General features: G+C 49.5%; 23 protein-coding genes. 22 read left to right on the top strand and 1 reads right to left on the bottom strand.

Annotated features, from left to right (window positions below; all coding sequences use genetic code 11):
- Window positions 1–107 precede the first annotated feature (107 nt).
- The 13 genes from P0X86_RS22675 (at window position 108) to P0X86_RS22615 (ending at window position 12,867) form a co-directional block, all read left to right on the top strand.
- The gene (locus P0X86_RS22675) at window positions 108–1,913 is read left to right on the top strand and encodes a sensor histidine kinase (RefSeq protein ID WP_277746521.1); all 1,806 of its coding nucleotides are present in this window, start codon (window positions 108–110) and stop codon (window positions 1,911–1,913) included.
- Complete coding sequence (locus P0X86_RS22670; RefSeq protein ID WP_277746520.1) at window positions 1,879–3,570, top strand: response regulator; 1,692 nt, start codon at window positions 1,879–1,881, stop codon at window positions 3,568–3,570. The genes P0X86_RS22675 and P0X86_RS22670 overlap by 35 nt, the downstream gene beginning before the upstream one ends.
- A 94-nt stretch (window positions 3,571–3,664) precedes the next feature.
- Window positions 3,665–5,347: an extracellular solute-binding protein gene (locus tag P0X86_RS22665; RefSeq protein ID WP_277746519.1), complete on the top strand. Its 1,683-nt coding sequence runs from the start codon at window positions 3,665–3,667 to the stop codon at window positions 5,345–5,347.
- Window positions 5,348–5,459: 112 nt separating this feature from the next.
- The gene (locus tag P0X86_RS22660) at window positions 5,460–6,359 is read left to right on the top strand and encodes an ABC transporter permease (RefSeq protein ID WP_009589934.1); all 900 of its coding nucleotides are present in this window, start codon (window positions 5,460–5,462) and stop codon (window positions 6,357–6,359) included.
- Between the two features lie 17 nt (window positions 6,360–6,376).
- A complete protein-coding gene (locus P0X86_RS22655; RefSeq protein ID WP_277746518.1) occupies window positions 6,377–7,258 on the top strand; it encodes a carbohydrate ABC transporter permease in 882 nt (293 codons plus the stop codon).
- Window positions 7,259–7,408: 150 nt separating this feature from the next.
- Window positions 7,409–7,885, top strand: coding sequence for a DinB family protein (locus P0X86_RS22650; RefSeq protein ID WP_277746517.1), 477 nt, complete (start codon window positions 7,409–7,411; stop codon window positions 7,883–7,885).
- Window positions 7,886–8,218: 333 nt separating this feature from the next.
- Window positions 8,219–9,142 (top strand): DUF7638 domain-containing protein, encoded by a 924-nt coding sequence (locus P0X86_RS22645; RefSeq protein WP_277746516.1) that lies wholly within the window; start codon window positions 8,219–8,221, stop codon window positions 9,140–9,142.
- Window positions 9,143–9,208: 66 nt separating this feature from the next.
- On the top strand, window positions 9,209–9,976 hold the full coding sequence (locus P0X86_RS22640; protein ID WP_277746515.1) for a class I SAM-dependent methyltransferase: 768 nt from the start codon (window positions 9,209–9,211) through the stop codon (window positions 9,974–9,976).
- Window positions 9,977–10,052: 76 nt separating this feature from the next.
- On the top strand, window positions 10,053–10,448 hold the full coding sequence (locus tag P0X86_RS22635) for a DUF6508 domain-containing protein (RefSeq protein WP_096775944.1): 396 nt from the start codon (window positions 10,053–10,055) through the stop codon (window positions 10,446–10,448).
- A gap of 76 nt (window positions 10,449–10,524) precedes the next feature.
- Complete coding sequence (locus tag P0X86_RS22630; protein WP_277746514.1) at window positions 10,525–11,082, top strand: GNAT family N-acetyltransferase; 558 nt, start codon at window positions 10,525–10,527, stop codon at window positions 11,080–11,082.
- Between the two features lie 50 nt (window positions 11,083–11,132).
- Window positions 11,133–11,507 (top strand): VOC family protein, encoded by a 375-nt coding sequence (locus P0X86_RS22625; protein ID WP_277746513.1) that lies wholly within the window; start codon window positions 11,133–11,135, stop codon window positions 11,505–11,507.
- A gap of 52 nt (window positions 11,508–11,559) precedes the next feature.
- On the top strand, window positions 11,560–11,982 hold the full coding sequence (locus P0X86_RS22620) for a VOC family protein (protein ID WP_277746512.1): 423 nt from the start codon (window positions 11,560–11,562) through the stop codon (window positions 11,980–11,982).
- Window positions 11,983–12,030: 48 nt separating this feature from the next.
- Window positions 12,031–12,867: a PIG-L deacetylase family protein gene (locus P0X86_RS22615; RefSeq protein ID WP_277746511.1), complete on the top strand. Its 837-nt coding sequence runs from the start codon at window positions 12,031–12,033 to the stop codon at window positions 12,865–12,867.
- Between the two features lie 80 nt (window positions 12,868–12,947).
- Here the strand turns inward: P0X86_RS22615 and P0X86_RS22610 are convergent, their stop codons facing one another.
- Window positions 12,948–13,754 carry a lipase family protein gene (locus P0X86_RS22610; protein ID WP_277746510.1) on the bottom strand — a complete coding sequence of 269 codons (807 nt, stop codon included), beginning with the start codon at window positions 13,752–13,754 and terminating at the stop codon, window positions 12,948–12,950.
- A gap of 253 nt (window positions 13,755–14,007) precedes the next feature.
- Here P0X86_RS22610 and P0X86_RS22605 point away from each other — a divergent pair, with 253 nt between their 5' ends.
- The 9 genes from P0X86_RS22605 to P0X86_RS22565 all read left to right on the top strand — a co-directional run bounded on the left by P0X86_RS22605 (window position 14,008) and on the right by P0X86_RS22565 (window position 20,418).
- Window positions 14,008–15,558: a tetratricopeptide repeat protein gene (locus tag P0X86_RS22605; RefSeq protein ID WP_192571129.1), complete on the top strand. Its 1,551-nt coding sequence runs from the start codon at window positions 14,008–14,010 to the stop codon at window positions 15,556–15,558.
- A 230-nt stretch (window positions 15,559–15,788) separates the two neighbouring features.
- Entirely contained in the window at window positions 15,789–16,565 is a 777-nt protein-coding gene (gene murI, locus P0X86_RS22600) for a glutamate racemase (protein WP_192571130.1), read from the top strand.
- A gap of 56 nt (window positions 16,566–16,621) precedes the next feature.
- Complete coding sequence (locus tag P0X86_RS22595) at window positions 16,622–16,933, top strand: hypothetical protein (RefSeq protein WP_192571131.1); 312 nt, start codon at window positions 16,622–16,624, stop codon at window positions 16,931–16,933.
- 34 nt (window positions 16,934–16,967) lie between these two features.
- Window positions 16,968–17,123, top strand: a complete 156-nt coding sequence (locus P0X86_RS22590) for a hypothetical protein (RefSeq protein WP_176502513.1) — start codon at window positions 16,968–16,970, stop codon at window positions 17,121–17,123.
- Between the two features lie 24 nt (window positions 17,124–17,147).
- Window positions 17,148–17,720 carry a hypothetical protein gene (locus P0X86_RS22585; RefSeq protein WP_192571132.1) on the top strand — a complete coding sequence of 191 codons (573 nt, stop codon included), beginning with the start codon at window positions 17,148–17,150 and terminating at the stop codon, window positions 17,718–17,720.
- A gap of 76 nt (window positions 17,721–17,796) precedes the next feature.
- On the top strand, window positions 17,797–18,279 hold the full coding sequence (locus P0X86_RS22580; RefSeq protein ID WP_192571133.1) for an 8-oxo-dGTP diphosphatase: 483 nt from the start codon (window positions 17,797–17,799) through the stop codon (window positions 18,277–18,279).
- Between the two features lie 42 nt (window positions 18,280–18,321).
- Complete coding sequence (locus P0X86_RS22575; RefSeq protein ID WP_192571134.1) at window positions 18,322–18,873, top strand: NUDIX hydrolase; 552 nt, start codon at window positions 18,322–18,324, stop codon at window positions 18,871–18,873.
- Window positions 18,874–19,066: 193 nt separating this feature from the next.
- Window positions 19,067–19,612, top strand: coding sequence for a hypothetical protein (locus P0X86_RS22570; protein WP_277746509.1), 546 nt, complete (start codon window positions 19,067–19,069; stop codon window positions 19,610–19,612).
- Window positions 19,613–19,653: 41 nt separating this feature from the next.
- A complete protein-coding gene (locus P0X86_RS22565) occupies window positions 19,654–20,418 on the top strand; it encodes a Nif3-like dinuclear metal center hexameric protein (RefSeq protein WP_277746508.1) in 765 nt (254 codons plus the stop codon).
- Window positions 20,419–20,425: the final 7 nt, after the last annotated feature.

Below are 20,425 nucleotides of genomic sequence, written 5' to 3'. Positions count from 1 at the left end.
CCTGAAGTTGTCGGATGTCCTTGCTTTACCCGGGCTAACCGGTCGTGAACAATCGTTTAACCGTTATGGTCCGTTTTCATCCTGTATATCGGTAAGGCGAAGCGATCATGGTAACGAAGTGGAGGAAAACGATGAAGCTGCTGTGGTTCAAATCGATTTATCCCAAAATCGTGGCCGGCTTTTTGTTGGCCATTATGCCGGTTTACGCCGCTGCCCTCTACATGAACGAGTCCGGGCTTGCGAGCGTGGAGCAGGAAATTACCCAGTCCTTGAATGCGAGGACTAATTTTTTCATGCGCACGCTGGAACAGGAGCTGCGATCAACGGTGCTGCTGATGAACGATTTGTCGCAGGACTCCGACCTGCAAAAGCTAAGCACCATCGCGCCTGCCATGAGCCGTTCCGAATATTTTCAGGCGATCAACCGCCTGCAGGGCAAAATGCGGCTGCTGCAAAGCTCCAATCAATACGTTCAGGAAGCCAAAACGTATATTCCGTTGATTGAGAAAACGATTGAGCAGGTGTCGTACGAAGGAGCCATGCCGCCAGAGCAGATGAAGGCGCTTGAGGAGCATCCCGAACGGGTCATTTTCGAATGGAAGAACAAGCTTCTGCTGGGTATGGTATACCCGGAACGATTGCGAAACGGCCATCCGCCTAATTTTGCGATTGCGGCGGAGCTCTCCGTTCCGAAAATGCAAACGGCGCTCCTGCAGCTGGCCACGGGGGACGGGGGCGCCGTTCTCATCGGCGTGGACAATAGCTGGGTCCTGACTCAGGAGGACGGAGGCGGCATCGGTCCGCGGTTGGCCGAACGCATTGACTTGGAAGCGCTAACAAGCACGGAGTTTTCAAAGCTTCCCTACAACACTAAGGTAAAGGCGGACGGGGCCAACTATTGGGTTAGCGTGGAGCGCTCCGCCTTTTTGAATGCCGACCTGGTGGTGTATGTGCCCGAAGCCGAATTCTTGGGCCCGCTGGGGAAATACCGCATGATCTTTTTCGGGCTGTCGGGCTTCTCCCTGCTGGTGGTTATTCTGTTCTCGGGCTGGATCTACAGCCGAATTCATCAGCCGCTTCAGCGGATGGTGAGGGCATTCCGCAACATCGATTTCGACAGTCCCCGGGTGGAGCTGCGCCATAAGCATCATGACGAGTTCCACTATCTGTACGAGCAGTTTAACCATATGGTGAAGCGCCTGCAGGTACTGATCCACGAAGTGTTTGAGCAGAAAATCCGCTCGCAGCGTTCCGAGCTGAAGCAGCTCCAATCCCAAATCAACCCCCATTTTTTATATAACAGCTTCTTTACGCTTCATCAGATGGGAGAGATGGAGGATTACGAGAATATCGTTCGTTTTACGAGGCATTTGGGGGAATATTTCAGGTTCATCACCCGCAACGCTGCCGACGAAGTTTCGTTGAAGACAGAAGTGGGGCATGCCAAAGCTTACGTGGACATTCAGTCCATCCGTTTCCATAACCGGATATCGGCTTATTGGGATGGCATCCCCGGTGATTGGGAGCAACTGGACGTTCCGCTGCTCATCCTTCAGCCCTTAATCGAAAATGCATACGAGCACGGACTTGAGGAGAAGGAGGCGGACGGGCAAATCCGGGTTACCATCGCCGCTGAGCGGCATGTCCTGCATATCGTCGTGGAGGATAATGGGGAGACGTTGACGGACGAAAGGCTGCGGAACCTGCAATCCATGATCGAGAATTCGGACGTGAAAGGAGAGATCACCGGTTTATCCAACGTGCACCGACGCCTTCGATTAAAATTCGGGCCTGCGGGCGGATTGACCTTTTCGAGAAGCCGGCTGGGCGGTTTGAGAATCGATATGACACTGCCAAAGCAAGAAAGGAGCGAGACGGATGAAGAGCAGGTTCAGAATACTGATCGTGGATGACGAACCTTTTATCGTGAACGGGCTTGCGGAATTGTGCCTTGGCGCGGAGTTTCTCGAGCTTGAGGTATATAAGGCTTATTCCTCTTCGGAAGCCTTGGGCTGGCTTAAACGGGCGAAAATGGACATCGTTTTGTCGGATATCAAAATGCCGGGGTTAAACGGCCTTGCCCTGCAAAAGGAAATATCCAGGCAGTGGCCCCATTGCAAAGTGATTTTTTTGACCGGATACGACGACTTTTCTTATATCCAGGAGGCCACCCGGCAAGGAAGCGTCGATTACGTTCTCAAGGCCGAGGGAAACGATGCCGTGCTGAGCGCGATCGAGAAGACCGTGGAGCTGCTTGACCAGGAGATGAAAGCAGACATTCTGCTTGCCAAAGCGAGGGACAATATGCGCATGGCGCTGCCTTTTTTACAGCAGCAGTACGTTCTGGAGCTGATGCAAAAAGCCCCTGGTCCTATTCGGCGGGAGGAGCTGGAGCAGCGCTTTGCGGAGCTGGAGATGAAGCTGGATCCCGGCAAGCCATGCCTGCTGCTGTTATGCAGGCTGGACGGCTGGCAAAGGCAAGAAAGTCCATCGGCCCAATCGCTGATGCTGTACGCAGTCCAGAATATCATCGGCGAGCTGCTCGGCCCGATGACCGACGGCATGGCCGTGGAGTTCGGCAGGGCCAAGATGATCTGGATATTGCAGCACAAAGAGGAGGGGGAGGAGCATCCGGAGGAGGTTCGAAGTCCGGCGGCGGAACGGGTCCAGCGTTTTGTCCACGGGATGCTGGAACAAATTCAGGACGTTTGCAAAACGCTTCTGAAATTGAAGACGTCGTTTGCCATGGCTGGCGAGTGGGTCGATTGGGAACGGCTGCCGGACAAGTTCGAAGGACTGAAGCAGCTGCTGGACAGCGGCCTCGGGATCGGCCACGAATCTTTGTTGACCGAAGCCCGTGAGCGCAACCGCCCGGATCGTACGGGGCATTTTCTGGGGCGCTCTCGCTCGCATCTGAAGCGGATGGAGCTGCTGCGCGGCTGTTTGGACAATGGGGACCGGGAGGAATTCATGGAGCTGTTCCATGAGGTGACCGATACCTCTTCCTTCCCGCCGGAGGTTGAATATTTGCTGAGAATGGAAGTGTATTACGGCCTGGTGTCCGTGATGATGCCGTCCCTGGTGGATATGGAAGCTCTCTGCCGGAACGTGGAAGGGGAAGGGGCGGTGGATTATATCACATTGACTCATCTGGAGGAGCATGATTCCTGGACGGAGGCGGCCGAATATTTCGAAAGGCTGGCGGACATCATCTTCAACCGGAAAGAGCAGGGGAAGCAGGATCAGCAGCATGAGGTGATTGCCAAAGTTCAACGGTATATCGAAGATAATCTGGGAGGCGACCTGTCCTTGACGCAAATCGGGGAGGCCGTGGGACACAACCCTTCGTATTTGTCCAGATTGTACAAACAAGTGACCGGTGAGGGCCTGTCCGAGTCGATCAATGCGGCACGGCTGGCCAAAGCGAAGCAGCTGCTGAAGGAGACGACGGACAAAATCCATGTCATCGCCGCTGCGGTGGGTTTCAGTTCTCCGCCGTATTTTTACCGCTTTTTCAAAAAAACGACCCATTTGACGCCGCAGGAATACAGAGAACTTCACAACATGTAAAGAGAAGATATCAAAGTAAAGAGCTTGAAGTAGATAGCTCTTTTTTTGTTCCCTTATACTCTATACAAACATCGAATTCAAGGAGGTCGCAAACATGAAGAGAAATAAGATCTTGTCCGTATTGTGGATCAGTATGCTGGCTTTCGTGTTTATTTTAAGCGCTTGCAGCAAAGGGGAAGGAGGCGGAGGCAGCGCGGCGGGTTCATCCGCCGATAGCGAAGCCTCGGCCATGGAGCCGGGCGACCCGTTCGGCAAGTATGATCCTCCCATTCAGCTGGATGCCGTCCGGTTTGTAGGAGAAGAAGTGAAGTTCCCGTCCGGACAGGATATTAAAAACAACGTGTGGACCGACCTATATAAGGAAATGGGCATCAACCTCAACTATAAATGGGTGGTAACGGGCCAGGAGCAGTATGAATCCAAAATGAATATCGCGATTGCTTCGAATGACCTCCCGGATATCATGCAGGTGACGCCGGAGCAGCTGCGCCAGCTTGCGGATGCCGGGCAATTGGCGGACTTGACGCCGGCTTTCGAGAATTACGCCAGCGATGACCTGAAGAAGGTCATGGAGATCGAGAAAAACGCGCTCCCTTCCGCGACGTTTGACGGCAAGCTGTTGGCGATCCCGTCCACCCAGCCGGTAATCGGCGGCTCGGCTCCCCTGCTGTGGGTCAGGGAGGATTGGATGGAGAAGCTGAATCTGCCTGAACCGAACACGATGGATGACCTTGTGACCATTGCGGAGGCGTTTGCCCAGCACGATCCGGACGGTAACGGCAAGGCGGATACCTACGGACTTGCGCTGACCAAGGATATCGGATTAAACAGCTCTTCGGTAGGTTTCTTTAACGGCTTCGGCGGTTTCCCGCAAATTTGGATCGAAGACGCGGAGGGGCAACTGCAGTTCGGCAGCATTCAGCCGGAGATGAAGGAAGCGCTGGCCAAGCTGCAGGACATGTTCAAGAACAAGCTGATCGACCCCGAGTTCGGCGTAAAGGATACCGTCAAGGTCTTTGAATCCGTGACCACCCACAAAATCGGCATGCTGATCGGACCAAGCTGGTATCCGGCATGGCCTTTCTGGGACATGGTGAAAGAAGATGAATCGGTGAATTGGAAGTCCTACCCTATCCCGTCTTTGGAGGGCGGTCCGGCGACGGTGCAGATGCCTTTTGCCGTATCCCAATATTACGTGGTCAAAAAGGGGTACGAGCATCCCGAGGTCATCGTCAAGCTGGCTAACCAGTACTACGAGAAGCTGTACAGCGACAATGCGGAATTTGACAAGTATGGACAAATCATCGAAGACGGCGTATCCATCGGAGTCAACAAATATTCGCTGGTCGAGGTCGTCAATCCGAACAAAGACCTGATCCGGCAGGAGGAGCTGGCCAAAGCGCTAGAATCCGAAAGCGACGCGGACATCACCAGCGCCGAAACGAAGATCATGTTCAAGGAATTTCAGGAATATCTCGCAGGCAACAACCCGATGGGCTGGTCCGGCTATGCCGCCAATGGGCCGGAAGGCTCCATGAAGCAGCTTCGCGATTTGAACGATGCGGGCAAAGTCATCTCGAACGGTTATGTCGGCGCTCCGACCGAGACCATGGCCGACAAAAAGGCGACGCTCGACCGGCTGGAACAGGAAACGTTCATCAAAATCATTTTGGGCGAGGCGAGCATCGACGCCTTTGATGAGTTCGTGGCTAATTGGAAGAAGCTCGGCGGCGACAAGATTACGGAAGAAGTTAATGCATGGAAGGCCGCCAGATAAGAAGTTCGGCTAACGGGAACAGGGGAGGGAGGTTTCTGACACCCGCCCCTGTTCTCATTTCACCACCTGCTGAAGGCGAATGGGATACACATTGACAGACAGGAGGATCGCCATGTTAAGCAAAAAATTTCGGCGGCAGTGGCCGCTTCATTTGATGATCTTGCCCGGCATCGTCATCGTACTGATCTACAGCTATTGGCCGATGATCGGCATCGCCATGGCCTTTCAGAAATTCGTTCCGTTCAAAGGCCTATTCGGCTCGGACTGGATCGGGCTGGACAATTTCCGCTATGTGTTCGATCTGCCGGAAACCGGCCAAATCATTTGGAATACGGTGTTTATCGCCTTCATGAAAATCATCGGGGGATTGGTCGTGCCGATCCTGGTTTCGCTGCTGCTGAATGAGCTGAGGAACGAGCTGATCAAACGGGGCGTGCAGACGCTCGTCTATTTGCCGCATTTTTTGTCGTGGGTCATCCTCGGCGGAATCTTTATCGACATTTTGTCGCCGACGAACGGGATCGCGAACCAAATATTGGGCTGGTTCGGCATCGAGCCGATTTTTTTCCTGGGCAGCAACCAATGGTTTCCTTATACCCTCGTCATAACGGACATCTGGAAGGAATTCGGCTTTAGCACCATCGTCTATTTGGCCGCGTTAACCTCCATCAATCCTTCCCTGTATGAGGCGGCTACGGTCGATGGCGCAAACCGCTGGAAACAGACCTGGCACATCACGCTTCCCGGCATGATGCCGATCATCATTTTGCTGGCAACCCTCTCGCTCGGGAACGTGCTGAATGCCGGTTTTGACCAGGTGTTCAACTTGTACAGCCCGCAGGTGTATGAGAGCGGGGACATTCTGGATACGTTTATATACCGGATCGGCATGCAGGGTGCCCAGTATGGGGTAGCCACGGCGATCGGCCTGTTCAAATCCTTGATCTCGTTCGTCTTTATCGTGACGTCCTACGCCCTGGCATCCAAGTTCGCCAATTACAGAATATTTTAGGAAGGAAGGTGTCCCGTATGCATAAACCGTCACTCAGCCGCAAATTTTTTCTTGGCTTCAACTACGCTTTTCTGATCGGTCTGGGGCTGCTCTGCTTTCTTCCCATCGTTCATATCCTGGCGGTTTCTCTCAGCTCCAAAGGCGCGGCGACGGCAGGGATCGTGAAGCTGTGGCCCGTCGATTTTACGCTCAGCTCCTATCAGTACGTATTGAACAAGCCGCAATTTATGGTAGCGATGTGGGTCACCGTGCAGCGCGTCGTTCTTGGGACCGGGATCAGCATGCTGCTGACCCTGCTCATCGCTTATCCGCTGTCGAAGGAATCGCGGGATTTTAAATTCCGCACGCAATATGCCTGGTTCTTCGTGTTCACGACCCTGTTCTCCGGAGGCCTTATTCCAAGGTATATGACGATAAGGGATACCGGACTGATCGATACGATTTGGGCATTGGTCATCCCGGGTGCGGTAGCTGTGTTCAACGTGATTTTGCTGCTCAATTTTTTTCGCGGCCTGCCCAAGGAGCTGGAGGAATCCTGCTTCATTGACGGCGGGAGCTACATCACCAGCCTGTGGAAAATATACGCGCCGCTGTCGCTGCCGGCCATGGCTACCGTAACGCTGTTTACGATCGTCGGCCAATGGAACGAATGGTTTGACGGACTGTTGCTGATGAATTCTCCGGAAAAATACCCGTTGTCGAGTTATCTTCAGACCGTTATCGTGCAGACCAACCTGACGTCGATCAATGCAGACGATGCCGCGGCACTCTCCGAAGTGTCCAACCGAACGTTTAAAGCCGCGCAAATATTCATCGGCTCGCTGCCGATTCTGCTGCTGTATCCCTTCCTCCAGCGTTTTTTCGTCAAAGGCATCGTGCTTGGCAGCGTCAAAGAGTAATCCGAAAATATGCGTTGTGTTTCGTTTGATCTCCGTGCTTTTTCGTTATATATGGTATAATTTTCTAGTGGGCTGCTAGGGGCTAGGTGCTATGGCTAGCATCGTCAATTCAGGCTTACCGATACAGCGATCAAGAGAGGAGAGTGCAACATGAACGAAGCGTATCTTCAATTGTACGATTATCACATTTGGGCGAACGAAAGATTATTGGACCATTTGCAATCCTTGCCGGAAGGCGTGTTTCTCCAGGAAGTGAACCTGGGCTTTACATCCATCGCCGAAGTATTCGGTCACCTTGCAGCTGCGGAGGAAGTTTGGTTTGCCCGAATCAAGGAGGAAAGACCTCCGTCGCTTGCCGCGAGACCGTTCGCGAATATGGCAGCAGCTCGTCAATACCTGAGCCGGCTCCAAACCGAGCACCATGAATATTTGGCGTCGGTTGGCGATATGGGGAAGGTTGTGACTTATCACAACACTGCGGGTGAGGCATTTCAGAATTCGATTTCGGAAATTCTCCAGCAGGTCGTAAATCATGGAACCTACCATAGAGGCAATATCACGACCATGCTTCGGCATTTGGGACACAAAGGAATCATAACGGATTATATTGCTTTTTTAAGAGTGTAGTTTAAACGCACCACACATAGGGGACTTCCTGCTGCCATGATCACATGAGCCAGGGAGTTCTTTTGCTATTTTTACCAAACGGAAAAGAGGATGTAAAATAGAATAAGAATGCCAGGTTTACAAGAGGGATGATGAGGAGTCGGTTTTGGTAGAGAATGTTTATAAATATCGTTGGTATAGAGCTTCCTGCGGCTCTCTTATATGATGTAAGGAATGCCCTCATAGCTATAGAAATTCATAGAATCAATAGAGCGACGCGGGTGAATCGCTGACACATTCGAGGAATACCAAAACACGAAGCCATATACTGCCTATAATCGGAAGGTGATTCATATGAAAAAGATTCGGAGATCCAAAATCGTTGAAGGTACTTCCATACCGGGAATAATCTGCAACGGAGGTCAGTACTTTTATATTGGCGTAGATATCTATGAAGACGGCATGATCAATTGCTGGGAGCTGGTTGACCTCAAAGGGCTAAAAAACAAGATCGATTCGAACTGGCTGACGCCTGTCGTTCCGCTTGGCGAAAATCTGTCGATCCATGGACTGGGTGCGTTCCGAGTCAAGGAAACGAACTGGAGATTCCATCCAGACAGCTATTATGAACATATTAAGCAGACCATTCGCGTGATGAATCCGGAATTCGTGAATATCTATGAAGTTTCAGAGCGTGAGCAGAAGCAATGGGAGACCAGAAGAGTGGCCCACTCCCCTCGTCCCACTGATTTTTATGTGAAGGATGAAATGTTCTATCAAACGGTGGAGGGCGACGGTTTCCACATTTTCATGAAATATGAGGGTGCGAATTATTTAGTTTATTTGAATGTGTACCAGGACGGTCAAGTCTTGGTACACGACCTGCCCCTTGACGTCCGCAGCCATCTCGATGAGCTAAACGAATGGTTTCAGGACGGGACGCTGTTCACGACATTCGATGGAGCGCTGCCTCTTAGCATAGCGGGACTTGGCGAGGTTACGCTGTCTGAACCGTTGTATGCGGCAGACAAGGAGGAGAAGTTCAAGGAACTTATCGACATCCACAGGAAATTGAACGGGGTGAAATCAGCGCATGAAGAATGCAGGGACGCTTATTATTTATATCTAGAAAATCCCACCGAGTTTTACAGGGAACATTTAAGAGAGAAATATGAACGGGTGCCCGAGCATGAGCGGATGTACTTGGGTGATATGGATTCTAAAGATTGGGACTACCAAAGAATCCTCTATCGGCCGGATGAGAAGCGGGAAGTGTAGTGGGCTATCATATCAGCCGGGTGGATGGGAAACAAAAAACATTTTAAAGAAAGTGAGGCCATTACAATGTATAGTTCGTACGGAGCGCTGTGTACGGAAGTGTATGATCTGAGCAAACCGTTAGGTTTCTCGTTTGGCGACGTGGAATATTATACAGAGCGCCTAAAAGACGTTAAAGGCAAGGTGCTGGAAGTTGGATGCGGATCGGGCCGGGTATTAATCCCGTTGCTCCAAGCAGGCATTAACATCGAAGGCGTGGATAATTCGGCTGCAATGCTGGACTCCTGCAGAAGAAGATTAGCGGAATTGAGCCTTGAGGCGAAGCTGTTTGAAGACGAGATGCATAACTTTTCGTTGGCGGCTGCCTTTGACGCCATTATCATTCCAGCAGGATCTTTTCAGTTAGTGGAAGGACGCGAGCGGGCTGAATCGGCTCTGGAACACTATGCTTCCAATTTGACGCCTGGGGGCAGGTTGATCGTGGATTTGTATATTCCTACGGATTTCGACGCGAATCACACCTCGACTAGAAGCTGGGAAACTTCCGATAACGAAGTCATCGTTTTGGAGGAAAGACGTACGGAATGCAATCTGCTTGACCAGCGCATCGTATCGATCCTGAAATATGAAAAATGGAAGGAAGGCCATCTGGTTCAGACCGAGCTGCAGCGGTTTCCTCTAAGCTGGTATGGGATGCATGAGTTTGAACTCATGTTAGAGAAGCAGGGATACGATGAGATTACGAAGTCGGCTGACTATCGCTGGATGAATCAACCTGTAAACGCGGGTCAGATGATTACATACGAGGCTAGGAAGGCTTCAAGGGGGCGTTAACAGGCATCAGGGCGTTTATATGTGGTGCCATGGGTACCTTGCGCGATGACGAATAAAAATCAATGAGGTGGATGGTATGCCGTATGACTCAGACTTAACTGCTTCAGATGTGGAGCGGTTGCTCCCATACCTCGAGTATTTCCAAAATCCCGGGTCCGTTTTTTGCCATGACGTTAATGGATATCGATGTGAAAGCAAGGAAATCGGGAGTTTTCGTAAAGCTTTGGATGACGTCGGCTTCCTCATGGTATTTAACTGGAGCGAATGGTTAGCGGAGAATGAGGCTTATCGAGATTTAGATAACCCTGTGGGGAGCAGCATTCGCAGCGCCGATCTGGTAACCCTTAGAAAATTGATGACCAGTTATGTTCGCGGTGACCGATTCAATGAAGGGTTATTCCTCAGCGTATGCATGAAAGGACATGTTGCTGAAATTTTATTGCGACTGAGAGAGTTAAAGGGCTCGTTATAATATTGGAAGGTTGAGCGGGGAAATATCGCATTTTTGAATATATTGATACTCTGAAACTTATAAGAAAGGTGCCTTTATGGAGATCTTTGGAGAGAACGTCATTTTATCAAAAATCACTATACATGATCTGGATTTTATCTGCGGAATGGAATGCGATCGGGATCTATGGCATTTTGAAGAATCGATTGAGTCAGATCAACAAGTCGTTCGCAGCAAATATATGGCCAGAATCAATGAGGGAGGCGAAGCAACAGCCTATGATTTTATAGTCAGATTAGCTGATGATGAGATGCGGGCACCGATCGGACTGGCTCAAGTATGGAGTTATATTGGCTTTAGGAAGAGTTGGGAATTGGGCTTCGCTATTCTCCCGGAACAAAGCGGTCAAGGGTACGGGAGTGAGGCGGCCAAGCTATTGTTGAAGTTTGCTTTCGAACAGTTGAGCGCTCATAAAGTGGTGGGCATGTGCAACTCGCTAAATAATCGTTCAGCAGCGCTAATGGAGCATATCGGGATGACCAAAGAAGCTGTTTTTAAAGAAGAACTATGTTGGAATGGGAACTGGACGGACCAGTTTTATTACTCCATTCTTGAAAAAGAGTTTTTTGGTGACGAGGAAGACGGGATTAGGTAAGCTGTGAATTATGAAACGGAACTATATCTATAAGATGGAGGGATTTAATAATGACTCATACCCCAATGCCCATTCAGAAAAGGATAGCGTCTGTATTTATTCATGTTAACGATATGGAAAAAGCGGTAGAATGGTATGCAAAACTTCTGGGTGTGCCTTTCAGATCCGGTCCCTATGAGGAGATGTACAGCATCCAGCTGGACAATCTGTTGATCCTGCTGGACAGCCACCGATCCGGTCGGTTTACGCCTGCAGAGCAAGCTTTATTCGCACTGCCAACGGATGACATTGACCAAACCTACGAATATTTAAAATCCATTGACGTGACGATCATCGGAGAGATTGAGCGGTTTCCGGATATTTCGTTTGTTACGATTCAAGATCCCGACGGGAATCTCATGATGATCGTACAAGAGGATAAGTAGTAACAAAGATTGAAGACTAGCTGCATACTCAACCTTAAGGAGTTGGAAGGACATGATACAATCCATTGTTCATATCGCGTTAGTCGTGAAGGACTATGACGAGGCCATTGGATTTTATACCGAGAAGCTGAATTTTACTTTGATCGAAGATACATATCAGCCCGAACAAGACAAACGCTGGGTGGTTGTTGCTCCTCCCGGGTCGGTGGGCACGACGATATTGCTTGCCAAAGCCTCCAAGCCGGAACAAGAGCCGTTTATAGGCAACCAGTCGGGCGGCCGAGTGTTTCTATTCCTGAATACCGATGATTTCTGGAGAGATTATCGCGAAATGGTGTCGCGGGGAATCGAGTTTGTAAGAGAGCCGAAAGAGCAGGATTACGGCATGGTAGCGGTATTCAAGGATTTGTACGGGAACCTGTGGGATTTGCTGGAGCTGAAAGAAGATCATCCATTGATGAAACGTTTGAAGTAATCGATACATCGATCGTTTATTGAAGAAACGATAAGGAGGAAGCAATAGATGTCCACTATTCTCAATGTGATTGTCATTGCAGCGCATCCCGATGAACCCGAAATCTATGCAGGAGCGATCTCCGCAGCCTACGCAGAGATGGGCCATCGGGTGAAGTTCGTTACGTTAACCGATGGATGCTGCGGTCATCATGAAATGAGCGGGCAGGACCTGATCGACCGTCGTATACGGGAAGCCCATGAGGCTGCCCGGCATCTTGGGGTTCTGGAATATGTCGTTTTGCCCATACCCGATGGCGAATTGATGCCGACACCGGACGTACGCAAGGAAGTGATCCGTCAAATCCGCGGCTGGGAGGCGGATATCGTCATCACGTTCCATCCGGACGGTCCCGGCCATGTGGATAACCGAAATGCCGGGAAGGTCGTGCGGGATGCCGCAGATTTTGTGGCGAATGTACCTAATGCCGTGCCCGAAGTACCGTCATTAAAAAAATCCCCGATCTATCTGCTTATGCCGGATTACGCGGCACGGGCGTCATATCAACCGGATATGGTCATCGATGCCGGAGGCGTCATCGAGAAGAAATTGCTGGCCTGCGATGCCCATGCTTCCCAGTTTTACGAGTTTGCCCCTTGGCAGGGCGGTTTCTTGCATGCCGTACCGGATACGTGGGAAGAGAAGCGGGATTTTATTCTGAAGTTTTGGAATCGGTTTCTGCGCGTGTCGGACGAAATGCTGCCTACGCTGACCAAGCTGTATGGTCAAGAGTATGCAGCCGGCGTACAATATGCCGAGCCTTTCGAAATTGCGGATTATGGCCGAAGACCGAATGACGCTGAAATGAAGGTATTGTTCCCGATGCTAACGGGTACTCGCGTGTAATCGATTCTCGGTTAAGCCATAAAAGAGCGGATTTCCTCTTCAGGGAAATCCGCTTTCTTTATATGACCCTCCAGATAAGCTTACACCTTCTCTATTGGTAATTCTGTGACGGGACAGAATCCGGGATTCGCCGAATTTAAAAGCTCGGCAAATGGCGGCTGGAGCTTGGCAAGCTCCGCATAATAACTGCTGATTACATGATTGCCGCTAACCGACCCATTCTGGAAGTTCAATGGCCAATGAGTATGGACGTGACTGTAATAGTATTTCTTTTCCCGTTTCGGCAGTTTGTAGATACTGGGCGGTGCATGAGTGACGACATCGAACAGGTTGGCTATACGAAAGCTGCTTCGAACATATTTGGCAAAGGCCTTGGCAAAATCGGGATCCCCTACGCGCGGTGATCCATAAGTGAAAACATGGGGGGATTGGTGATCCGTGTTCGCGGCAACATCCACGGCGCACAAGGTAGCAAGTGCCCCTCCGAGACTGTGGCCTGTAATGAACAAGGTCTTATCGACAGGCAATCTTGCAAGCGCCGACATGATCTGCCCGCGGGCGGAAGCGTAGATGCTGGTGAAGCCGCGGTGCGTGAGCGCGGGATCTTTGATGTATTTGAAGTTCTTTTGGGAGGCTATGGCATCCGTGATCCAATCCGTGGAGGACATGGTACCCCGAAAGGCGATTATAATCTCCTCCGGCGATTCAAGGATAAACCCGAAGCGTTCCGACACGCGGATCAAGGAATTCGCTTCAATGGTGTCGAACAGCGAGAAGTTTAGCGGAAGGACAAATGAGCCGTCCGTGCTGGTGAATTGTGTATAGGTTTGTCCGCAGATCGCCGCCAGGAAAATGGCCCATTGTTCTTGCTCCGTGCTCGCACCCATGTACATCCCGCCCTTCTGTTCTCCTACACTATATTAGGGAGAGGAAGGAAAGGTGCCTATTGCCCGTTGGTTTGTCAAACGGTTATCAAGCGAAGAGAGTCCGCGGGATTTCCTGACTTCGAAGGTTTGGGAAGAACCAAGTTATATGGTACCATTCTATAGACAATGGATTGGTCTTTGGTCTAACCGTGTAAAAGCATTCGAGGTTTCAGATTGTACTAATAAGATACATAGAGGGCAGGGTTAAATAGAAATGACGGATAATAATCAACAACGCTTCCGTTTCAGTGAAGCACCCATCTGGGAACTACAGCGGACATATTATGAAGAACTGGGGATGAAGGCGTGGAATAATGATCAGGTCCCGCAGTATATTACGAGCAACCCCATGATTGCTACGGCTTACGCAGAAATGATATTCGGATTCCTTCGAGATCGCGCGGATCGGGGCGATATCATCGAACCCGTGACGATTCTGGAATTGGGCGCCGGAGCCGGACGCCTCGGTTACCATGTGCTGCACAAGCTGTGCGAGCTGAGAGATGATACGGGGATAGCGCTGCCTCCTTTCCGCTATGTCATGACGGATTTGCCGATGAAAAATGTGACGGCATGGCAGCAGCATCCTGCCATGCAATCGTATATTGAGCAGGGACTGCTGGACTTCGGGAGGTTCGATGCCGTGCATGATACGGAATTGAACTTGGTAGTGTCGAAGACCACGATAAGTCCCGGAGATTTGAAGCAGCCGCTGCTGATCGTCGCCAATTATTTTTTTGACGGCATTCCGCAAGAATTGATCTACGTCGGGGAAGGCCAGATTTATGAGAGCGATGTAGTCATCGAATTTCCGGAGCAGCACCATAAGCTCAAGCCCGCTGAAGCGCTGGAACGCATGAAGCTGGCTTACGAGCACCGCCGGGCACCAAGATACGAAGAAGATACTTACCCTTATCGCGATGTGATTGCTCATTACCAGCAAGAACTGGAGGATTCGCATATCCTGTTTCCGGAGGTGGGCTTGACCTGCTTGGAACGTCTGAATCGGTTATCCACGTCAGGTTTCATGCTCCTCACGGCGGATAAAGGAGATCATCGCATCGATAATTGGAAATTCGCCGAGCCGCCGCAATTAATTTACCATGGCAGCTTTTCGCTAACGGCTAATTATCACGCGCTGCAGCATGTGTTCGAACAGCGAGGCGCACTGGCCATGTTCCCTACGCAGCATTATAAGAATATTAACGTCGGCTGCATTCTCATGCTGGAAGCACCGGCTAGTTATGCCAATACCCGGCTCGCTTACCGTCAATTCATCGAACGCTTCGGACCGGATGAATTCTTCAGTATGAAGGAATGGGTCGACCGGAATATTGAAAGCATGGGCTTGCAGCAAATTTTGTCCTTCTGGCGATTGGGCGGGTATGACGCCGAGTTCTTCATTCAGAGCGCGAAGCGCATCTCGAATCTGCTGCCGGAGGCCAATGACGAAGAAATGCTGGATATCCGTGCAGGCATCTTCAAGATGTGGTCATCGTATTATGTGATGGAACAGCGTTATGATCTGGCTCTGGACGCGGGACTGGTGCTGTTTGAGATGGATATGTACGAGGAGGCCAAGTTCTTCCTGAAGGAATCCGTGGACACGGATGAAGACGAGCCGGTGCCAACGGTATTATACTGTTTGGCGATCTGTTGTTACGAGCTTGGCCTGGACGAGGAGGCTCTGGAATATACGCGCGAGGCGCTCGTTCTGGAGCCCGATCATGAAGAGGCTTTGGCTTTGCTGAAATGCTTTGAGTAAATGGATTGCGTTTTTTTCATGATCATGAAGGAAGTTAATCATTCTTCCCTATGCAAAAGAACAACACGTCAGACCCGGCCTCCCGAGATCCTTACTTGGCCGGGTCTGTTTATTTTGAAACGCTTAATGCTCAGATGGCTCTGCGCGTTTCCGGGAAGTGGAGTATAATGTATAAGGACATCGATTGCAATGATACGGACAGACCAACATATAACGACAGGTGAAAAACAATGAGAATAGCTTTTTTTGATTCAGGTTTAGGCGGTTTAACCGTGTTAAGGGCGGCTATGAAAAAGCTGCCCCATGAAGACTTTTTATTTTTTGCGGACACCCTCCATGTGCCATATGGCACCAAAGCTAAGGAAGACGTGAAAGCTTACATACATCAAGCGATGGAAACCATCATGCAGGAAGGGGTCAAAGCCATCGTCGTTGCGTGCAACACGGCTACAAGCATGGCGATCTCCGATTTAAGGAAGGCCTATCCGATTCCGGTTATCGGGATGGAGCCTGCCGTAAAGCCGGCTGTTGAAATTAACCGTGCCAGCGGGAAGCGGATCCTGGTGCTTGCCACGCCGCTGACCCTGAAGGAGTCGAAGTATAAGGACCTGGTCCGGCGAGTCGATAGCATGCATATCGTGGATTCCCTGCCTTTACCGGAGCTGGTCGAGCACTGTGAGGCTTTGAATTTCGACCCCGAGATCATGAACGCATACTTCACGAAGAAGTTTGAAGCCTTTGATCTGAATGAGTATGGAACGATCGTTTTGGGCTGTACGCACTATCCTTTTTACAAAAGGATTTTGTCGGATCTGCTGCCGGATCATATCCGAATTATCGATGGCAGCGAAGGTACCGTGAACAGACTCATCCAAGTATTGAGCGGCCAGGATCTGCTCAGCTCCAGCGGGAGTCAGGATGTTAAGCTGCTAAATTCAAGCCAATCCGCGGAGTATACTCAGAAGATGGAGAAAGCGCTCAGCATATACAGGGAGATTGAGGGATAGGGAAACTGGAGGCCGACCGTTGAGTATAAGAAAAGATAAGCAGCGGAGGTGTTATAGTGACGACGATACCGGAAGATTTCACCTACTTAGAGCCCTGGGAAGACGAGACTTCGGATCGATTCGCGGATGAGTTATCTAAGGAAATTTCGAGCGAGCATATATTGTTTGGAGTACAAGTGAAGACATTAGCAAGAAGATGCGATCGGGATGATTTTTTGTTTTCTCTAATAGAACAACCGGGTATGTATGCGCAGGTGCATTTAACCTGGAAGCATGAAGAGTCGGCTGATTGGCCGAAGACCTTGTTGTTCAGCAGCTTCGAAGACTGGGTGAATACATCGATGTTACCCGATAACAGGGATTATTAGTTCAATCATAAAATGGAAAGGATGCACGCTATCTATGATCGGTTTCATTGTGATTATCTTGATTGTCGGCTTGGCCGGGATTATCAGCAATCAATATTCTGCCCTGAGAAGAATGGAGCGCATGCAGCGTTCTCTGGATGAGCTTAATATGAGAATACATGAAATGAATAATGATGAATCCAAGCGATAACCTATCAAACGGCAGGTGTATGATATGAACCCTTTTAATCAATCAAAAAAAGAAATCAGAACAACGTTTGAGATCGACTTGCTGCGCTTTGCCCAAGCGAAAGAACCTACAAAACCGCCTCGCCCCTGGACGGCTGAGGTCATCATTCCGGCTTCCGGATGCATCGCTTGCGGTTGGGATGCCGATGAGAATCTGGTTCTGATCAGCAGCTCCGGTTACAGTTTGACGCAGGCCATAACCGGAACCGTCATTCACAGAGACCGGGATTCCGACCTAACGGAAGATCATATGAGCGGAGACCACTTAAGTTTTCGTATTCCGCTCAGCAGACAGGACATTTCGATTTTTGGATTTGAGTCGGGGGATGGGATTCACGCAACAAACGATGGCTGGATGCTGGAAGTCATTCATCCTTGGTGGCCAAGGGCTTCCGTTATTTTGGACCAGGTGTTCGTCCCTAATTATGAGTATCTGAAGCAAGCCACGATGATTGATTTGAACCGGCTGGACGGAAAAATAAAATGTGGTTTTTCACCGTCGGGCAAACATTTCGTTATTTTGGGGTCTGGCGGTGCGCTTTTGTATTCGAGGGAATAAATGAGATCCATTACCTGACGTTCTTGTATCCAATTTACATAGTGACGGATTGCTGATCCGCTCAAGGAGAAATGAAATGACAAATCCGCAAATAACCTATGGCATGTATACAATGTGCATGATTCGGAATGACGACAAGGTTTTGCTTATTAATCGTCCGGACCAGCTCGGTTTTCCCGGTTACCTTGGGCCTGGAGGAAAAGTGGAGTTCCCGGAGAGCCTATCGGAAGGTGCAATTCGTGAGGTTTATGAAGAAACCGGGCTGATTGTTAACAACCTGGAGTATAAAGGCATAGATGAGTATGTGGTTCCCCAGACGAATTATCGTTACATGGTATTTAACTATTTGACAGATTCTTACGAAGGTGAACTCTTAGCGAATCCGCCAGAAGGGGAGCTCGTTTGGGTACCGATTCAAGAAGCGATGGATTTACCTATGCAGCCCTGGTTCAAACGAAGATTCCCCCTTTACTTTGAAGAGGGGACTTTTGAAATCTCCATTGTCTGGGATGAAGATGGACAGAAGCCGATCGAAGAGAAAATCAGAAATTTACGATGATATGATGGATTGCGGTGTAACCAGAATGGGAGAAAACAATCGATGATGAAATACAATATTTGTTTCGTTCGACGCGGTGATGAGATTTTATTATTAAACCGTGATAGAGCACCATGGATGGGATGTTGGAATGGAGTGGGGGGCAAGCTTGAATATAACGAGGCGCCCAGAGACTCCATGATACGTGAGCTGTATGAGGAGACGAACATTCGGGATAAGGATTGCCGATTAACCTTCAAAGGCCTTGTCACTTGGACATCGGAAGGCAAGAGCTTGGGAGGAATGTACCTTTATCTTGCCGAAGTACCTGAGGACTACATTTATGAGACCCCAATAAAGACGGACGAGGGCATTTTGGATTGGAAATCCACGCAATGGATTCTGACTGCAGGAAATGCCGGAATCGCAGCCAATATCCCTAAGTCGCTCGAGCTGATATTGAATGATCCGAATTGTTACGAACATCATTGTACGTATAAGGATGGTAAACTACTGCAGCACACATCGGTTGAGATAAGTTCTATGGTTGAAACGAACGAGGAGATAAGAGCCGAATTATTTAAGAAATATCTAGAAGAACAGGTTAGGTATTAACCTGGCATAAAATCTATCACACCACATGACCCGACTCAGATTGGAATGATCTTAGGCGGGTTTTGTTGTTATATGCGGGAGGAATCATGCGAATCTGTTCAAGCTTTAGGCATGGATGGGCGTACGCAGGCTAACGAGAGCATCAATGTACATACACTCGAAGAATGAAAAAATTTTGAAGGTGCTGAATGGTTTGAAAAAATGGATCGTTCCAACCATCATGGTTTTCTCGATTTTTTTGATTTTGTCTTATAAGTGGTATACACATCCCAGACAAATTATTCAGAACATAGAAGCAGTAGAGTTTCAATTAGGAAAGAACGCGGAGCAGACGATCATGCCAGTTCGTATCGAAATCGATGGTCATCTGGCACGGTCCATCACTGGAGAGAAGCGTTTTGACGGCTCAATCAAACTATTTAGCGATGACAAACGACTTACAGACGAGAAAAGTTATACCCAAATCGTATTTAATCTAAGTGGGGGAGGAGTCCTGGTCTATGATGAAACAGCCAATGGAGTTCCTAAACTGAATTCATACGGATTGATTTTTATCGATAAGGATTTTAGCAGCGTAGCTATAGCCAAACATGTAACCGAGAATGGAGAAACAAATACAAAGTCGTGGGAGGCCACACGTGGGATGATGATTGCCGGACCGGCTAGCAGCAGAGAGGAGGGGCTGCGTGTATCCAATACTTTGATGGCTGACTTTTTAAAGGTGGTAACATTAGATTGAGGTTTACCAGGTGGATCCAGCTTACCGAGGGAGGAGTAAAGATGGATACGATACAATTCAAATCCTATATCCATGAGCTTTTCGGCTCGTTATTGAATGATTTTGAGGAAGACGACGAGTATGGCTACCATCTTTTTTCATCGAACCACTATCTACGGATAGGCTACGCCACCAATCTGACTCCGGAGGTTGTCCAACAAGCGGTTGTCGAAAAGGTCGATCTGATTATCACGCATCATGATGCATGGAGCTTCGTGTACGGGATGAAGGAGCGGTGTTTAGAGTTGCTGCAGGAGCATGACATCGCTCATTTCTATATCCATCTTCCCTTGGATTATGCCGAGTTTGGAACCTGCAATTCGTTGCTGCGTGAATTGGGGGTGGAACATATTATCCAATCATCCCGGCATATGGATGGGAATAGTTCGATAGGTATTGGAGAACTGGAGTCTCCGGTCTCGATTGAAGAGCTTGTAGAAACTATGTCCTCCGCTTTGGGCGAACACGTGTTTTATCAGCAGAATAGCAATAAACCGATTCAAAGGATCGGTATGATAACCGGAGCAGGTAACGGCACGAATCAATTGAAAGAGGCCTTGAACCATGGCTGCGATGTTTACATTACCGGGGAAAAAACGCTCTATACGGTTCAATACGCCAGGTTCGTCGGATTGAATCTCATCGTGGGCAGTCATACGTTTACCGAAATTTTCGGCGTTCGATCGCTCGCCCAGAAGCTGCAGGAGAGGTTTCCAGATGTGGAAGTTATCCAGTTGTACGAGGAGCATATGGAAGTAGTGAACTAAAAACACG

This window comes from Paenibacillus sp. BR1-192, assembly GCF_029542445.1.
Taxonomy (GTDB): Bacteria; Bacillota; Bacilli; order Paenibacillales; family Paenibacillaceae; genus Paenibacillus_AQ; species Paenibacillus_AQ lautus_A.
This window is presented reverse-complemented; position numbering and strand designations above follow the sequence as displayed.

Excerpts from the sequence above, each read along its gene's own strand:
- P0X86_RS22675 (WP_277746521.1), top strand. The coding sequence starts at position 108 with ATGGTAACGAAGTGGAGGAAAACGATGAAGCTGCTGTGGTTCAAATCG.
- P0X86_RS22670 (WP_277746520.1), top strand. The coding sequence starts at position 1,879 with ATGAAGAGCAGGTTCAGAATACTGATCGTGGATGACGAACCTTTTATC.
- P0X86_RS22665 (WP_277746519.1), top strand. The coding sequence starts at position 3,665 with ATGAAGAGAAATAAGATCTTGTCCGTATTGTGGATCAGTATGCTGGCT.
- P0X86_RS22660 (WP_009589934.1), top strand. The coding sequence starts at position 5,460 with ATGTTAAGCAAAAAATTTCGGCGGCAGTGGCCGCTTCATTTGATGATC.
- P0X86_RS22655 (WP_277746518.1), top strand. The coding sequence starts at position 6,377 with ATGCATAAACCGTCACTCAGCCGCAAATTTTTTCTTGGCTTCAACTAC.
- P0X86_RS22650 (WP_277746517.1), top strand. The coding sequence starts at position 7,409 with ATGAACGAAGCGTATCTTCAATTGTACGATTATCACATTTGGGCGAAC.
- P0X86_RS22645 (WP_277746516.1), top strand. The coding sequence starts at position 8,219 with ATGAAAAAGATTCGGAGATCCAAAATCGTTGAAGGTACTTCCATACCG.
- P0X86_RS22640 (WP_277746515.1), top strand. The coding sequence starts at position 9,209 with ATGTATAGTTCGTACGGAGCGCTGTGTACGGAAGTGTATGATCTGAGC.
- P0X86_RS22635 (WP_096775944.1), top strand. The coding sequence starts at position 10,053 with ATGCCGTATGACTCAGACTTAACTGCTTCAGATGTGGAGCGGTTGCTC.
- P0X86_RS22630 (WP_277746514.1), top strand. The coding sequence starts at position 10,525 with ATGGAGATCTTTGGAGAGAACGTCATTTTATCAAAAATCACTATACAT.
- P0X86_RS22625 (WP_277746513.1), top strand. The coding sequence starts at position 11,133 with ATGACTCATACCCCAATGCCCATTCAGAAAAGGATAGCGTCTGTATTT.
- P0X86_RS22620 (WP_277746512.1), top strand. The coding sequence starts at position 11,560 with ATGATACAATCCATTGTTCATATCGCGTTAGTCGTGAAGGACTATGAC.
- P0X86_RS22615 (WP_277746511.1), top strand. The coding sequence starts at position 12,031 with ATGTCCACTATTCTCAATGTGATTGTCATTGCAGCGCATCCCGATGAA.
- P0X86_RS22610 (WP_277746510.1), bottom strand. The coding sequence starts at position 13,754 with ATGGGTGCGAGCACGGAGCAAGAACAATGGGCCATTTTCCTGGCGGCG.
- P0X86_RS22605 (WP_192571129.1), top strand. The coding sequence starts at position 14,008 with ATGACGGATAATAATCAACAACGCTTCCGTTTCAGTGAAGCACCCATC.
- murI (WP_192571130.1), top strand. The coding sequence starts at position 15,789 with ATGAGAATAGCTTTTTTTGATTCAGGTTTAGGCGGTTTAACCGTGTTA.
- P0X86_RS22590 (WP_176502513.1), top strand. The coding sequence starts at position 16,968 with ATGATCGGTTTCATTGTGATTATCTTGATTGTCGGCTTGGCCGGGATT.
- P0X86_RS22585 (WP_192571132.1), top strand. The coding sequence starts at position 17,148 with ATGAACCCTTTTAATCAATCAAAAAAAGAAATCAGAACAACGTTTGAG.
- P0X86_RS22580 (WP_192571133.1), top strand. The coding sequence starts at position 17,797 with ATGACAAATCCGCAAATAACCTATGGCATGTATACAATGTGCATGATT.
- P0X86_RS22575 (WP_192571134.1), top strand. The coding sequence starts at position 18,322 with ATGATGAAATACAATATTTGTTTCGTTCGACGCGGTGATGAGATTTTA.
- P0X86_RS22565 (WP_277746508.1), top strand. The coding sequence starts at position 19,654 with ATGGATACGATACAATTCAAATCCTATATCCATGAGCTTTTCGGCTCG.